The sequence below is a fragment of the Geobacillus sp. GHH01 genome (assembly GCF_000336445.1).
Classification (GTDB): domain Bacteria; phylum Bacillota; class Bacilli; order Bacillales; family Anoxybacillaceae; genus Geobacillus; species Geobacillus zalihae.
Map to the genome: position 1 here is coordinate 1562138 of NC_020210.1, position 14089 is coordinate 1576226.

Below are 14089 nucleotides of genomic sequence, written 5' to 3' on the forward strand. Positions count from 1 at the left end.
GATGAAATTTGCCCGTTTTTTCGCTGATGGCGCGATTCGCGCCGGTGTGGTGAACGGTGAAGTGATCCGCGAAATCGAAGGAAATATGTTCACCGCTTGGGATTATACGGGAAACGTATTTCGCTATGATCGCGTTTCGCTCGTGGCGCCGCTTGCGCCGCGCCATGTGATCGGCATTGGCGCCAACTATGTGGCCTCCAGTGAACAGCTGCCGGTGGAACTGCCAGATATTCCTGTCTTTTTCTTTAAACCATCCTCGTCGGTCGTCGGGCCGGAAGCGGAGGTGGTCATTCCGAGCGGGGTTGGTGAAGTGAAATTTGAATCCGAGCTGGCGGTTGTGATCGGCAAAGAGGCAAAACAGGTGAGCGAAGAAGACGTGTGGTCGTATATTTTCGGCTATACGGTCGCCAACGATGTCACCGCGCCGCAGTTTTTCCACCCGGACGGCCATTGGACGATCGGAAAATCGTTCGATACGTTTACACCGCTCGGCCCGGTCATTGAAACAGAGCTCGATCCTCGGGCTGTATCGGTGAAAGCGCGGGTCAATGGTGAAGAAAAGCAGAACAGCTCGACCAAGCTGATGATCATTTCCATCAGCAAAATGATTTCGTATTTGTCTCATGTCATGACGCTGCAACCGGGCGACGTCATTTTGACGGGAAGCCCGGTCGGCGCCGAGCTTGTCGGCCCGGGGACGGTCATTGAATGCGATGTGGACGGCATCGGCACGCTCCGCAATACGTTCGTCGCCGCCAAAGCGCCAGCCGTTTCCATCCGACGTTCATAACGAACCTGCGGCATCTCTGGGCCAAACAAGGCATCAGGCGCGTCCTGACGGTGAATACGTTCCGTCCGTTAAGGCGGCGCTCGCTGCCATGCGCGCCTGCGCTGCTCTCCCGCCTGCAAAAGCCCGGCTGTTCGTGTATAATGGCGAGCGGAGAGAACAAATCGAGGTGAATGCGATGGAACGAGAAAACACGGTCAAATCGGTCCGCCGGGCGCTGCAAATTATCGAAATCGTCAGCACGAAAAAGGACGGGCTGGGCGTGACGGAAATCGCGAAACAAATGGACATCAACAAAAGTTCGGTGTACCGCATTTTAACGACGCTTGCCCAATACGGCTATATCGAACAACATCCGGAAACGGAGCGGTATAAGCTCGGCTACAAGTTTTTAGAGCTCAGCTCAAGGCTGCTTGATTCGATCGATTTGCGCCAAGAGGCGAAGCCATATTTGCGCGTGCTCGAAAAAGAAACGAACGAGGTCATCCACCTCGTCGTCTATGATCAAGGGGAAGTCATTTATATTGAAAAATTGGAAGGAACGGAGACGCTGCGCATGCACTCCAAAGTCGGCAAGCGGGCTCCGATGCATTGCACGGCGGTCGGCAAGGCCATTTTAGCCCATTTGCCGCCCGCGGTGGCTGCAGAGATCATCGATCGGAAAGGACTGCCGAAGCATACCGATTGGACAATCACCGACCGCGAGGCATTTTTCCGCGAACTTGAGACCGTCCGGCAAAACGGGTATGCGCTTGACTTGGAAGAAAACGAGTACGGTATCCGATGTGTTGCCGTTCCGATTTTTGACTATACCGGCGGCGTCGTCGCGGCGATCAGCGTTTCCGGCCCGACGATCCGCATGACGGACGACCGCATCACATCGCTCACTGTGCGCATGCGGCAGATCGGCAAAGAACTGTCGGCAAGGCTCGGCTATCGTGGAGCCCATTCCGTCCAGCTGTAGCGGCTGGACGTTTTTTTGTGCCAAGAAGAATGACCCATGTGGATGCCGCCTTGGCGGGGAAGATGAGAGGAAGGCATCCTTTTTCCAAAACTGTTCAGATACAATCGAACGTTCTGTCGTTCGGCCGGCTCCGATATATCGGTTGTCTGCCAGTTTGAAACGAGACAGGACTGCCTCTGGGTGGGCGTTTTTTGTAGTGCAAACAAACGGAATGCATGTAAAATAGAAACGAGGTGATATGCGACGTGAGAAAACAGACGCTTTCGGAATGGATCGAACAGCTTCGCCAAGATCCGAATGTCGTGTATTGGCATGAAATCGAACCGAAAGAAGCGAATTTCGTTCCGTTTCCAGACGAACTCGATCCGCGGCTTGGCGCGGCGCTCAAAGCGCGCGGCATCGCTTCGTTGTATACGCACCAGGCGGCCGCTTATGACGCGGTCCAAAGCGGGCGGAACATTGTCGCCGTGACGCCGACCGCTTCAGGGAAAACGCTTTGCTACAATTTGCCGGTGCTCGATGCCATTGCCAAAGAGCCATCGAGCCGCGCCCTGTATATCTTTCCAACGAAGGCGCTCGCTCAAGATCAAAGAAATGAACTAAACGAGATCATCGCCGAGATGGGGGTGTCGATTTACAGCCATACATACGACGGCGACACGGCGCCGGCGCTGCGGCAAAAAATCCGTCAAGCGGGCCATATTGTCATCACCAACCCAGATATGCTCCATACGGCCATTTTGCCGCACCATACGAAATGGATTTCTCTTTTTGAACAGCTGCGCTACGTCGTCATCGATGAACTGCATACATACCGCGGCGTATTCGGCAGCCATGTGGCGAACGTCATCCGCCGCTTAAAGCGCATTTGCGCCTTTTACGGGAGTCGACCAACGTTTATTTGCACGTCGGCGACGATCGCCAATCCGAAAGAGTTGGCGGAGCGGCTGATCGGCGAACCGGTGACGCTTATTGACAACAATGGGGCGCCGCGCGGGCGGAAATATTTCGTGTTTTACAATCCGCCGGTTGTCGAGCGGACGATGAACATCCGCCAAAGCGCGACAAAAACGGCCGTTGAGCTCGCAAGACAGCTGCTTGTCAACCGCATTCCGACGATCGTTTTCGCCCGCAGCCGCGTCCGTGTCGAGTTGATTTTAAGCCATTTGCAGGCGGTGGTGAACGAACGAATCGGCGATACGACGATCCGCGGCTACCGCGGCGGCTACTTGCCGAACGAGCGGCGCGCCATTGAAAAAGGGTTGCGCAGCGGGGAGATTATCGGTGTGGTGAGCACGAATGCGCTCGAGCTCGGTGTTGATATCGGCCAATTGCAAGCGTGCATCTTAACAGGGTATCCGGGAACGATCGCCAGCACGTGGCAGCAAGCCGGGCGCGCCGGCCGGCGCCAGGGCGATTCGCTCGTTGTGATGATCGCAAGCGCAAGCCCCCTCGATCAGTACATCATCTCCCATCCAGAATACTTTTTCGCCCGCTCGCCGGAGGCGGCGCGCATCAACCCGGACAATCTGCTCATTTTGGTCGATCATATCAAATGCGCCGCCTATGAGCTTCCGTTCCGGCGCGGCGAGACGTTCGGCGGCGTCGAGGTCGAAGAGGTGCTCGACTTTTTGGCCGAGCAAGGGGTGCTAAACGAACGCGCTGGGCGCTGGCATTGGATGAGCGACGCGTTTCCGGCGCATGATATCAGTTTGCGCTCCGCAGCTCAGGAAAACGTCGTCATCATCGATATTTCCGACACCGCCCGCCATCGCGTCATTGGCGAAATGGACCGCTTCAGCGCGATGACGCTGCTTCATGATGAAGCGATTTATTTGCACGAAGGAGCACAATACCAAGTCGAAAAGCTCGACTGGGAGGAGAAAAAGGCGTACGTCCGCCAAGTGGATGTGGAATATTTTACGGACGCCAATTTGGCTGTCCGGCTTGATGTGCTGTCGGAAGACCGGAGCGAAACGCGCGGACAAATGGCGGTGCGTTACGGTGATGTATCGGTCCGAGCGATGGCGACGATTTTTAAAAAGCTGAAGCTGTCGACGTTTGAAAACATCGGATCAGGGCCGATCCGGCTTCCCGAGGAAACGCTGCATACATCGGCGGCGTGGATCGAGTGGGAGGCGGTGCCGTCACGGTTTTCCCCGGCGCTGTTTGAACAACTCCTTGTCGGCATCGCCAATGTGCTTGGTCATCTCGTGCCGGTGTTTGTCATGTGCGACCGCTCCGATCTTCACGTCGTGCCGCAGCTTAAGGCGCCGCATTCCGGACGGCCGACGATTTTCCTTTATGATCGCTATCCAGGCGGAGTCGGCCTGTCGGAGGCGGTGTTTGAACGGTATGAAGAGATCATGAAACATGTGAAAGAATGGGTCGAACGTTGCCCGTGTGCGGACGGCTGCCCATCGTGCATCGGCATTTCAAGCGCTGACGGACCGTCGTTGAAGCGCGAACTTGTCCAGTTTTTGGACGAACAACTTGCCGTTTGGGCCGGTCCGTCCGTTTAAGCGTCGTCATGCGTGTTTTTGCCGAGTGTGGGAGAATCAACTTATAGAAGCAAGCCGACGTCAAGCAAGGAGGGGGTGAACGGATGAAGCCGAAGTTGGCGCAATGGAAAGAATTGCTTGCCGCCCGGCATAAAAAGGAGAACGATGAAGAAAAAGAAGAAGAGAAACCGGACGGACGACCTGTGACGGACGTGCCGTATGCCGACGTTTGGCGGGAGTACGGCGCCAAGCCGTATTGGTTTGCCGGCGATTACTGCCTCATTCGGGAAACGGTGTATCCGCTTGACTATCAGCACGGCCGCTATCGGCTCGGAGCGCTGTATGAAGTGCACGAAAGATGGCAGGAAGCGCCGTTTTCCCATCCGCTCTCCTGCCGCGGCTTTGCCGTTCGCGACTTATTCTTTTTTGACACGGAGACGATGGGACTTTCAAGCGGGGCGGGAAACATCATGTTCTTGCTTGGCCACGCCCGCATTCTTGGCGATTTCGTCACCATCCGCCAGCATCTTCTGCCATACCCAGGGGCGGAAGTGGCGCTCTATCAAAGTTTTTTGTCTGACGTCGATTATACGACGCTTGTTACCTATAATGGAAAAGCGTTCGACTGGCCGCGCCTGAAAACGCGCCATGCGCTTGTCCGCAACATGGTGCCAAAATTGCCAGCGTTCGGTCATTTTGATTTGTATCACGCCGCCCGCCGCTTATGGAAAGACAAATTGGATTCGCTGCGCCTTTCGGAAGTGGAGCGGCACATTCTCCATGTCGAGCGGGGCGATGATGTGCCGGGCTTTTTGGCGCCGATGATGTACAAGGAGTTTTTGCAAACGCCCCATCCAGACCGGCTCATGCCAGTATTGCGCCATAACGAGCGCGACGTGTTGTCGCTCATTGCTCTCTACATTCACCTATCCGTTCAGCTGCTTGAAGCGGACCGGCTCGCTGACCCCAAGGAGCAGTTGGCCGCCGCCCGTTGGTTCGAAGCGGTCGGGGAAACAGCGGCTGCAAGGGGGGTGTACGAGGAGGCGAGCGGCAAAGGGGCGAAGGAAGCGCAGGCGGCGAAATGGCAGCTTTCGCTTTTATACCGAAAAGAAAAACGATATGAAGAGGCTGCTCTCCTTTGGCGCGACTTGTTGATCCACGGAAATGGCTATTGGAAGGCGAAGGCCGGGCTTGAACTGGCGAAGGTGTATGAACATTATTTCCGGGATGCGGCCGAAGCGCACCGTTATGCCGTTATGGCATATGAAGCGTGGCGGTCGCTCGCTAGGATGAGCCGACAACATAGCGAGAAAGAAGAAGCGGAATGGCGCAGGCGGCTCGCGCGGCTTGAACGCAAGAAAAACGGGTGAGAACTCGTCCATTTCCCTGGCAAGCGCAAAATATGACAGAAAACGAAAATGTTTCGTCTTTTTGTTGTGAATCTTGTAGAAAAAAGAAAAAACGTGTACAATGGCATCGGAATGAACGAAAACGATGGCAGGGAGAAGAAGACGATGCGGAGCATGTACAAAAAAATTTTGTATCTCTTTTTTATTGTCGTCGGTTTGACGTTTGTCGTGTTCAATTATATCTATTAATGAACGTCAGAGAGGCCGGCGCCGCATAACGGATTCAAAAAGACGAATGACGATGCCAAAACGTCCGAAGCACCGGGGGCGAGAGAGCCGGTAGATTGTTGGCGCGAATGGCTCTTCAAAATGGGTGTTTATACTAGTACGAGTCCACTCCGTTCATCATAGGCTAGTATTGTCAAGCAACAGCCTAAATTGATGAAAGGAGAGGAATATGATGCATTGCCTGCCGAATGTAACGGCGCCGATCGTTCATCCGCCTCGTTGCAACGTTTTGCATCATTTCGAAGCAACGATTGTGCCGCATATCCATCCATCGCATACGATGCATGTTTATCATCACCTGTATGAACATCAACATTATTTCCCGCATACGGAATCGGCGGTGGCTCAGGCTGCCAATCGCCATCTGTACTGCCCGGGTCCGGGACCGATGCCATTTCCGCCGTTTCCGCTGCGATAGTAAGGGCCAAAAACAGAAGCCGCTTTGTCGGCTTCTGTTTTTTTACGGATGGAAAACGCCGGCAGCCGGCGGCGTTTGGGCGGGAGGACGGCGTTTCGGCGCCGCCGGGAAGTCTGCGTGGGCGCCATGCGGCTTCCCGATCGATGCGGCAAGCCAACCGTCAATTGACAACCGGCTGAATTTCTGAAAAAATAAAGAGAAGATGATCGTTGAATGCGGATTGAGGTGAAAAGCCATGTCAGCCCATCAAGTGAAACTGACGCCGAAAGACATTTTAGAAAAGGAATTTAAGGTAAGCATACGGGGGTACAACCAAGACGAAGTGGATCAATTTTTGGATCTCATTATTAAAGATTATGAAGCATTTCAGCAAGAAATTGACGAGTTGCGCCAGGAAAACGCCCGGCTGAAGCGGCAAGTCGAGGAGCTTCAAAAACGGCCGGCGATGTCGGCGGGAACGACGAACTACGACATTTTGCAGCGCCTTTCCAACTTAGAAAAGCATGTGTTTGGCCGGAAACTGTATGAATAACCAGCCGGCAGGGCGAAGTTGATGCAGGGATTTCTAATTTTTTCTTCTTGATTCTCACACCAAGATCAGCTATACTGTAAGATGCTCGCAGCGTTAATCATGTTCGGGTAATCGCTGCGGCCGGTTTCGGCCGTAGAGGAAAGTCCATGCTCGCACGGTGCTGAGATGCCCGTAGTGTTCGTGCCTAGCGAATCCATAAGCTAGGGCAGTCTGGCTTCGGCTGGGCTGACGGCGGGGAAAGAACCTACGTCCGCATGCGGATATGGTTCGATTACCCTGAAAGTGCCACAGTGACGCAGCTCTAAGGGAAACCTTAGAGGTGGAACGCGGTAAACCCCACGAGCGAGAAACCCAAATGATGGTAGGGGCACCTTCCCGAAGGAAATGAACGGAGGGAAGGACAGGCGGCGTACGCTGCCTGTAGATAGATGATTACCGCCGGAGTACGAGGCGAAAGCCGCTTGCAGTACGAAGGTACAGAACATGGCTTACAGAACATGATTAACGCGGTGATTGGAATCGTGGGAAAGCCCTCCTGCAGGAAGGAGGGCTTTCTCTTTTGTGTGTTTTCCTTCCATATGACTATAATGGAAGTATAGGCCATGAATGAGGATACATACATCTATCAGATAGGGGGAACAGGATGACTTCGTTTTCGCTGATTGCCACGGCCGCGATGGGGCTCGAATCAGTCGTCGCGGAAGAAGTGCGCCGGCTTGGCTATGAGTGCCAAGTGGAGAACGGCAAAGTGACGTTTGAAGGCGATGCGCTCGCCATTTGCCGGGCCAACCTTTGGCTGCGCACCGCTGACCGCGTGAAGCTGAAAGTCGGTGAGTTTCGAGCGACGACGTTTGAGGAGTTGTTTGAACAAACGAAGGCGTTGCCATGGGCCGATTACTTGCCGAAAGATGCCGAGTTTCCGGTGATCGGGAAGTCGGTCAAATCAACGCTGTTCAGCGTTTCCGACTGCCAAGCCATTGTGAAAAAGGCAGTCGTCGAAAGCTTAAAAGCGCGCTATCATTTGTCGTGGTTCCCGGAAACCGGGCCGTTGTATCGGATCGAGGTGGCGCTTCACAAAGATATCGCTACGTTGACGATCGATACAAGCGGCGCCGGGCTGCATAAACGCGGCTACCGTGCTCGCCAAGGGGAGGCGCCGCTAAGAGAGACGCTCGCGGCCGCCTTAGTGTTGCTCACCAATTGGACGCCCGAGCGCCCGTTCGTCGATCCGTTTTGCGGGTCGGGCACGATTGCCATTGAGGCGGCGCTGATCGGCCAAAACATCGCCCCAGGGTTTAACCGGGATTTCGTCTCGGAGCAATGGCCGTGGATCGGGGAATCGGTATGGGAAGAGGCGCGCCAAGAGGCGGAACAGATGGCGCGTTACGACCAACCGCTTGATATTTGCGGGATTGACCTTGACCCGCACATGGTCGAGATCGCCAAGATGAATGCAGCCGAAGCGGGGCTTTCCGATCTCATTTCTTTTCGGGAGGGCCGCGCCGAGCAGTTTCGGACCGATGCACAATACGGGGTGATCGTCGGCAACCCGCCATACGGCGAACGGCTTGGCGAACAACGGGAGGTCGAAGCGCTCTATCGCGCCATCGGCCGCGCCTTCGCCGCCTTGGATACGTGGTCGGTGTACATTTTAACCGCCCACCGCGGTTTTGAAACGCATTACGGCCGCCCGGCGACGAAGCGGCGCAAACTGTTTAACGGCTTTATTGAAACCCATTACTACCAGTACTGGGGGCCGCGGCCGCCGCGCGAAGCTCGAAGTTGACTTCTCGGCGGCCATCGATCATAATATTGTTTTGTTACTAGGGATCGAGCGCGCAACAAACTTGTTGCGCGCTTATGCATGATATGCCGGGGGAGTTTATGCCAATTGGAGGGGTGGCGACGATGGGCCATGAACGTTATCCGTTTGTTGTAGAAAAAAATGAAAACTTTTTTGATAAGTTGAGCCAGTGGATCGGCGATGTTTTTTATGACATTTTGCCGGAAGCCGGCTTTGAGCTGCGCGACGAGCAAATTTATATGGCGTTTCAGCTCGAGCGGGCGTTTCGAGAAAAAAAGGTGATCTTCGCCGAAGCGGGAGTTGGCACAGGGAAAACGATCGTGTATTTGCTGTATGCAGTCTGCTACGCCCGCTATACCGGCAAGCCGGCCATTATCGCCTGCGCCGATGAGACGCTCATTGAGCAGCTCGTCAAAAAGGAAGGCGATATTGCGAAGCTATCCAACGTGCTCGGGCTGGAAATCGACGTCCGGCTGGCGAAATCGCCAGATCAATATTTATGTTTGAATAAACTGGAAGAAGTAACGACGTATGACGATGACGACATCGAGCTGTATGAGCAAATTTACGATGAACTTCCGGCCTTCGTCCATGACAACAAACCGTTGCAGTCGTTCTACCGCTACGGCGACCGAAAAGAATACGCCCACCTGACTGATGAACAGTGGAAAAAAATCGCCTGGGATCCGTTTCAAGACTGTTTCACGTGCGAAAAGCGGCATCGCTGCGGACAGACGCTTTGGCGCGACTATTACCGGAAGGCGGCGGATTTGATCGTCTGCTCGCACGATTTTTATATGGAACATGTTTGGACGTATGAAGCGCGCAAGCGGGAAGGACAGCTGCCGCTGTTGCCGGAAGCGAGCTGTGTCGTGTTTGACGAAGGGCATTTATTGGAGTTCGCTGCGCAAAAGGCGTTGACATATCGAATGAAAGAGACGACGCTTGAGACGTTGCTGACACGTCTTCTTGAAAACGACATCCGTGAAGAGCTCGCCTATTTAATTGAGGAGACGCTGGAGACGAGCACGCGCTTTTTTGATGAGCTGAAAGCGTGCGCGAAAGACGTTCCGGGTTCGAACCGGAAAGAAATTTTGCCGTCGCCGCGTCTTGAACAATGGGCGAAGCGGCTCCGCGGCCAAATGGTCGAAATCGGCAACGAGCTTGTGTTTGAAAGCGAGACGTATACGATCGATCATTACCAGCTGAACATTGTGGATGAATATTTGGATCAAATCCAGTATTCACTCGATTTGTTTTTGAAAAACGCCGACGCCATTACGTGGCTTGAGTCGTCGCGTCAAGAGGCGACGTTTGTCGTCATGCCGCGCACCGTTCAGGAAGTGTTGCGCGAAAAAGTGTTCGCGAAACGCATGCCGTTTGTCTTTTCATCGGCAACACTATCAAACGGAAAATCATTCCAATATATAGCGCAAAGCTTAGGCATTGATGACTATTTATCGTTCAGCGTGCCGTCGCCGTTTGATTACGACGAACAGATGACGATTTTTATGCCGACGTTCCGCGCGGATGAGACGCTGTTTGCCAAAAAATACGCATATGCGCTTGAAAAATTGCGCGAAACCGGAGGCCGGGCGCTCATCTTGTTCCCGACGCGCGAGGAGCTTCTTCAGTTTAAAGAGGCGGCAGCCGGCGAACCATTTTCGTTTTTGTTTGAAGGCGACCGCGAAATCAGCGATTTGGTCGCTGAATTTCAGCGCGAGGAAGAGACGGTGCTTTGTTCTGAACATTTATGGGAGGGGCTGGACATCCCGGGGCCGTCGCTGTCGAACGTCATGATTTGGTCGCTGCCGTATCCGCCGAATGATCCGGTGTTTCAGGCGAAGCGAAAAGCGTATAGCAACCCGTTTTGGGACGTCGATGTGCCGTATATGCTTCTTCGCCTTCGCCAAGGAGTCGGACGGCTCATCCGCACGCGCGACGACTGCGGCATCGTTTCCATTTTCGTCACCGACAGGGAAGATGAACGGGTCATTGCGGCGATCAAAGACGTGTTGCCGACAGCGGTGAGGGAAGAATGATATTCTTCCCTTTTTCATTTTCCACAAAAATAGCATTTTCTCGCTGGCAAGCAGGAAAATGGCACCTTGTTATGGAAATGATGATACGGCCATGAAATACATAGGGGGACTGAGTATAGTGAAACCAATCGAAGCGCAGTTTTTGCAATACGTGAAAAAAATGACGGGCTACCGCGAAGCGATTGGCCTCATGTATTGGGATTTGCGGACTGGCGCCCCGAAAAAAGGGGTCGAGCAGCGATCAGAAGTGATCGGCATGCTGTCAGAAGAAGTGTTTCGCATGTCGACATCCGAGGAGATGGCGGCCTTTATTGCCAAGCTGTCGCCCAAAGCCGTCTATGAAGAGCTCGATGATGTGACAAAGAAAACGCTTGATGAATGCAAAAAAGAATACGAGCGCAATAAAAAAATTCCAGCGGATGAATACAAAGAGTTTGTCGTGCTTTGTTCCAAAGCGGAAAGCGTTTGGGAAGAAGCGAAAGCGGCTGCTGATTTCGCCCGGTTTCGCCCGTATTTGGAGCAAATCATCGAGTTTCAGCGCCGCTTTATCCGTTATTGGGGGTATGAAGGACACCCGTATAATACGCTGCTCGATCAATACGAGCCGGGCATGACCGTCGATTTGCTTGACGAACTGTTCAGCCGCCTGCGCGAACGCATCGTCCCGCTTGTGCACGCCATTTCCGCCGCGTCCAACAAGCCGGATGTGTCCTTTTTGTTCGCGCCGTTTCCAAAAGAAAAGCAGCGCGCTTTTCTGCTTGAGTTGCTTAAAGAGCTCGGCTATGATTTTGGCAAGGGGAGGCTTGATGAGACGGTCCATCCATTTGCGATCGGGCTCAACCCGAACGATGTGCGCATTACGACGCGCTACGACGAGCGCGACTTCCGCACCGCGGTGTTTGGCACGATCCATGAATGCGGCCATGCGCTGTATGAACAACACATTTCCGAGTCGCTTGTCGGCACTCCGCTTGCAAGCGGGGCGTCTATGGGCATTCATGAATCGCAGTCGCTCTTTTTTGAAAATATGATCGGACGCCACTATGCGTTTTGGAAGCGGCATTACCCGCGCCTTTTGCAATACGCGCCCACGCAGTTCGCCGACGTTTCGCTTGATGCGTTTTACCGGGCGATCAATGAAGCGAAGCCGTCGCTCATTCGTATTGAAGCGGACGAACTGACGTATCCGCTCCATATTATCATCCGCTATGAAATCGAAAAGCAGCTGTTTGCTGGGGAGCTGGAAGCAATCGACTTGCCGGATGTATGGAATGAGAAATATGAACAATACCTTGGCATCCGCCCGCACAACGATGCGGTCGGCGTGTTGCAGGACGTCCATTGGTCCGGCGGCAGCTTCGGCTATTTCCCATCGTATGCGCTTGGCTATATGTATGCGGCGCAATTCAAGCAAGCGATGGAAAAAGAGTTGGATGTAGCTGGGCTGCTTGAAGAGGGGAACATCGCACCGATCCGTGAATGGTTGACCGTTCATATCCACCAGTTTGGAAAAATGAAAAAGCCGCTCGAACTTGTGCGCGATGCGACGGGCGAAACGCTGAAAGCCGATTATCTTATTCAATATTTAGAAGAAAAATATAAGGCGCTTTATCGATTATAGAACAGGCGCGTCAGTGCAAACATCGTTCTTACGCTGTTCGTTTCGTTTTTCTGTCGACAAAGTCCTATTATGTCTCGGTTTTATGCACATAAAGAGGAAGGTGTCCCGATCGCTTGGGGACACCTTCTTGTTTCACCATAATTTGTATCCTTTCGACCCCGGCGGAGCGTTTTGAATGATGTCGATGATCGGCACCGTATAGGCGATCAAAATGAGCGCAACGACGAGGCCGATCCAAAGCTTCCAGTTTTCAAGCGCCAGTGCAGCCCGTTCATACGGAGCAGCTGCCTCGGCGACCGGAAACTCCGTTTCGCCTTTCGGGGCGAAAAAGGCCAAGTTGATCACGATGACGAGAATCAAAATAATGCCGATGAACAAGATGGTGCCGCCGACCGCTTGCGCGATTTGGTACGGAATCCATTCAAGCGCTTGCGGCGAATTGCCGTACGTTGAGAACGCCGAGCGCCGCGGTGCGCCGAGCAGACCGGCAAAATGCATCGAGCCGGACATGAACGTCATCCCAACCGCCCAAACGATCGTTTGAATGATGGCGAGCCGGTTCATCGCTTTCGTCATCACACGGCCGGTCAAATGCGGAATGAGCCAGTATGACGCACCAAAAAATGTTAGGACGACAGTCGTTGCCACCGTTAAATGGAAGTGGCCGGTCACCCAAATCGTATTATGGACGACTTGGTTGAGTTGGTGCGAGGCGTTAATAATCCCGCCGGTGCCGGCCGGAATGAAAAACAGCATTCCGACAAACGGAGCGAAAAAGCGGGCGTCGCTCCACGGGAGTTTCCGCAGCCAGCCGAACAAGCCGGTCGCTCCCTGCGAGCGGCCGTACGATTCAAACGTCGCAAACATGGCGAACGCGGTCATGAGCGACGGAATGATGACCATGAACGTCAAGACGACTTGCACGTATTTCCAAAACGGCGAAATCCCCGGCTCAAGCAATTGGTGATGGAAGCCGACCGGAATCGAAAACAGCAAAAACAAGATAAATGCCAGCCGCGCGAGTGAATCGGAGAACATTTTGCCGCCGATCACTTTCGGAATGACGGCGTACCAAACCATATACGCCGGCAATAGCCAGAAGTAGACGAGCGGATGCCCGAAATACCAAAACAGCGTCCGGCTCAAGAGCACGTTCACCCGGTCGGTGAGCCCGAGCGACCATGGAATGAGCTGAAAGACAACGGTGGCGGCGACGCCAAGCGAACAGACGAGCCATAGCACCATATTCGTCACTGACATGAACGCCAGCAGCGGGCTCACTTGACCGCGGTGCGTTTTCCGCCAGCGGGCATAATGAGCGAACATCGCAAAGCCGCTCACCCAGCTGCCGACGACGACAAGCGCCAAGCCGATGTAAAAGCCAGCGTGCGCCTGAAGCGGCGCGTAAAACGTATATAAGACAGACGCCTGGCCGGTTAGGATGAAAAAGGCTGTGCAGGCCGTCCCTGACGTCATCATCCAAAAACCGATCCAGCCGAGCCGGCGCGAACCGTCCGAGAGCGCTCCGGTCGTGCGGCTGACGGCGGCAAACTGGAAGCCGATAATGAAAAACGTCGTCAGCACAAGCCCAAGCAAGACGCCGTGCGTCGTCAAAATCGTGTAATAGCTGATCCCAGCCGGGAGCTCAAACTTGCCGGAACGGACTAATGTTTGCAATAGGCCGGCGAACCCCCCGAGCGCGAGGGCGGCAAAGGCGACGAACAAATGGGCAAGCGCCAGTTTCGCATCGCGGCGATCGACTTTTTCCAACGGTTGTGCCATG

General features: G+C 54.0%; 11 protein-coding genes and 1 other RNA gene. 10 read left to right on the forward strand and 2 right to left on the reverse strand.

Features of this window, described 5'->3' with window-relative positions; translation table 11 throughout:
* The first annotated feature begins 1 nt into the window (after position 1).
* The 5 genes from GHH_RS07685 to GHH_RS07710 all read left to right on the forward strand — a co-directional run bounded on the left by GHH_RS07685 (position 2) and on the right by GHH_RS07710 (position 6307).
* Positions 2-790, forward strand: coding sequence for a fumarylacetoacetate hydrolase family protein (locus GHH_RS07685; protein ID WP_015374715.1), 789 nt, complete (start codon positions 2-4; stop codon positions 788-790).
* A 175-nt stretch (positions 791-965) separates the two neighbouring features.
* The gene (locus GHH_RS07690; RefSeq protein WP_033025320.1) at positions 966-1751 is read left to right on the forward strand and encodes an IclR family transcriptional regulator; all 786 of its coding nucleotides are present in this window, start codon (positions 966-968) and stop codon (positions 1749-1751) included.
* Positions 1752-1996: 245 nt separating this feature from the next.
* A complete protein-coding gene (locus tag GHH_RS07695; protein ID WP_015374717.1) occupies positions 1997-4273 on the forward strand; it encodes a DEAD/DEAH box helicase in 2277 nt (758 codons plus the stop codon).
* A gap of 83 nt (positions 4274-4356) precedes the next feature.
* On the forward strand, positions 4357-5622 hold the full coding sequence (locus GHH_RS07700; RefSeq protein WP_015374718.1) for a ribonuclease H-like domain-containing protein: 1266 nt from the start codon (positions 4357-4359) through the stop codon (positions 5620-5622).
* A gap of 439 nt (positions 5623-6061) precedes the next feature.
* Positions 6062-6307 carry a CotD family spore coat protein gene (locus GHH_RS07710; protein WP_014195684.1) on the forward strand — a complete coding sequence of 82 codons (246 nt, stop codon included), beginning with the start codon at positions 6062-6064 and terminating at the stop codon, positions 6305-6307.
* A 42-nt stretch (positions 6308-6349) separates the two neighbouring features.
* Here GHH_RS07710 and GHH_RS07715 read toward each other — a convergent pair whose 3' ends face one another.
* The gene (locus tag GHH_RS07715; RefSeq protein WP_014195685.1) at positions 6350-6544 is read right to left on the reverse strand and encodes a hypothetical protein; all 195 of its coding nucleotides are present in this window, start codon (positions 6542-6544) and stop codon (positions 6350-6352) included.
* On the opposite strand from GHH_RS07715, the gene gpsB reads away from it, so the two are divergent.
* From gpsB to GHH_RS07735, 5 genes are all read left to right on the forward strand, one after another.
* Positions 6543-6839 carry a cell division regulator GpsB gene (gene gpsB / locus GHH_RS07720; protein ID WP_011231037.1) on the forward strand — a complete coding sequence of 99 codons (297 nt, stop codon included), beginning with the start codon at positions 6543-6545 and terminating at the stop codon, positions 6837-6839. The genes GHH_RS07715 and gpsB overlap by 2 nt on opposite strands.
* Positions 6840-6938: 99 nt before the next feature.
* Positions 6939-7335: RNase P RNA component class B (rnpB, locus tag GHH_RS18130), an RNA gene on the forward strand.
* Between the two features lie 147 nt (positions 7336-7482).
* The gene (locus GHH_RS07725; protein WP_014195686.1) at positions 7483-8625 is read left to right on the forward strand and encodes a class I SAM-dependent RNA methyltransferase; all 1143 of its coding nucleotides are present in this window, start codon (positions 7483-7485) and stop codon (positions 8623-8625) included.
* A gap of 122 nt (positions 8626-8747) precedes the next feature.
* Positions 8748-10685 (forward strand): ATP-dependent DNA helicase, encoded by a 1938-nt coding sequence (locus tag GHH_RS07730; protein ID WP_015374720.1) that lies wholly within the window; start codon positions 8748-8750, stop codon positions 10683-10685.
* A 118-nt stretch (positions 10686-10803) separates the two neighbouring features.
* Entirely contained in the window at positions 10804-12306 is a 1503-nt protein-coding gene (locus GHH_RS07735; RefSeq protein ID WP_015374721.1) for a carboxypeptidase M32, read from the forward strand.
* A 132-nt stretch (positions 12307-12438) separates the two neighbouring features.
* Here the strand turns inward: GHH_RS07735 and GHH_RS07740 are convergent, their stop codons facing one another.
* Positions 12439-14088 carry a b(o/a)3-type cytochrome-c oxidase subunit 1 gene (locus GHH_RS07740; RefSeq protein ID WP_015374722.1) on the reverse strand — a complete coding sequence of 550 codons (1650 nt, stop codon included), beginning with the start codon at positions 14086-14088 and terminating at the stop codon, positions 12439-12441.
* Between the last annotated feature and the right edge of the window lies 1 nt (position 14089).

What these genes read in the sequence shown, in the direction of transcription:
- GHH_RS07710 (WP_014195684.1), top strand. Translation starts at nt 6,062, where the DNA reads ATGCATTGCCTGCCGAATGTAACGGCGCCGATCGTTCATCCGCCTCGT.
- gpsB (WP_011231037.1), top strand. Translation starts at nt 6,543, where the DNA reads ATGTCAGCCCATCAAGTGAAACTGACGCCGAAAGACATTTTAGAAAAG.
- GHH_RS07685 (WP_015374715.1), top strand. Translation starts at nt 2, where the DNA reads ATGAAATTTGCCCGTTTTTTCGCTGATGGCGCGATTCGCGCCGGTGTG.
- GHH_RS07690 (WP_033025320.1), top strand. Translation starts at nt 966, where the DNA reads ATGGAACGAGAAAACACGGTCAAATCGGTCCGCCGGGCGCTGCAAATT.
- GHH_RS07700 (WP_015374718.1), top strand. Translation starts at nt 4,357, where the DNA reads ATGAAGCCGAAGTTGGCGCAATGGAAAGAATTGCTTGCCGCCCGGCAT.
- GHH_RS07730 (WP_015374720.1), top strand. Translation starts at nt 8,748, where the DNA reads ATGGGCCATGAACGTTATCCGTTTGTTGTAGAAAAAAATGAAAACTTT.
- GHH_RS07715 (WP_014195685.1), bottom strand. Translation starts at nt 6,544, where the DNA reads ATGGCTTTTCACCTCAATCCGCATTCAACGATCATCTTCTCTTTATTT.
- GHH_RS07740 (WP_015374722.1), bottom strand. Translation starts at nt 14,088, where the DNA reads ATGGCACAACCGTTGGAAAAAGTCGATCGCCGCGATGCGAAACTGGCG.
- GHH_RS07725 (WP_014195686.1), top strand. Translation starts at nt 7,483, where the DNA reads ATGACTTCGTTTTCGCTGATTGCCACGGCCGCGATGGGGCTCGAATCA.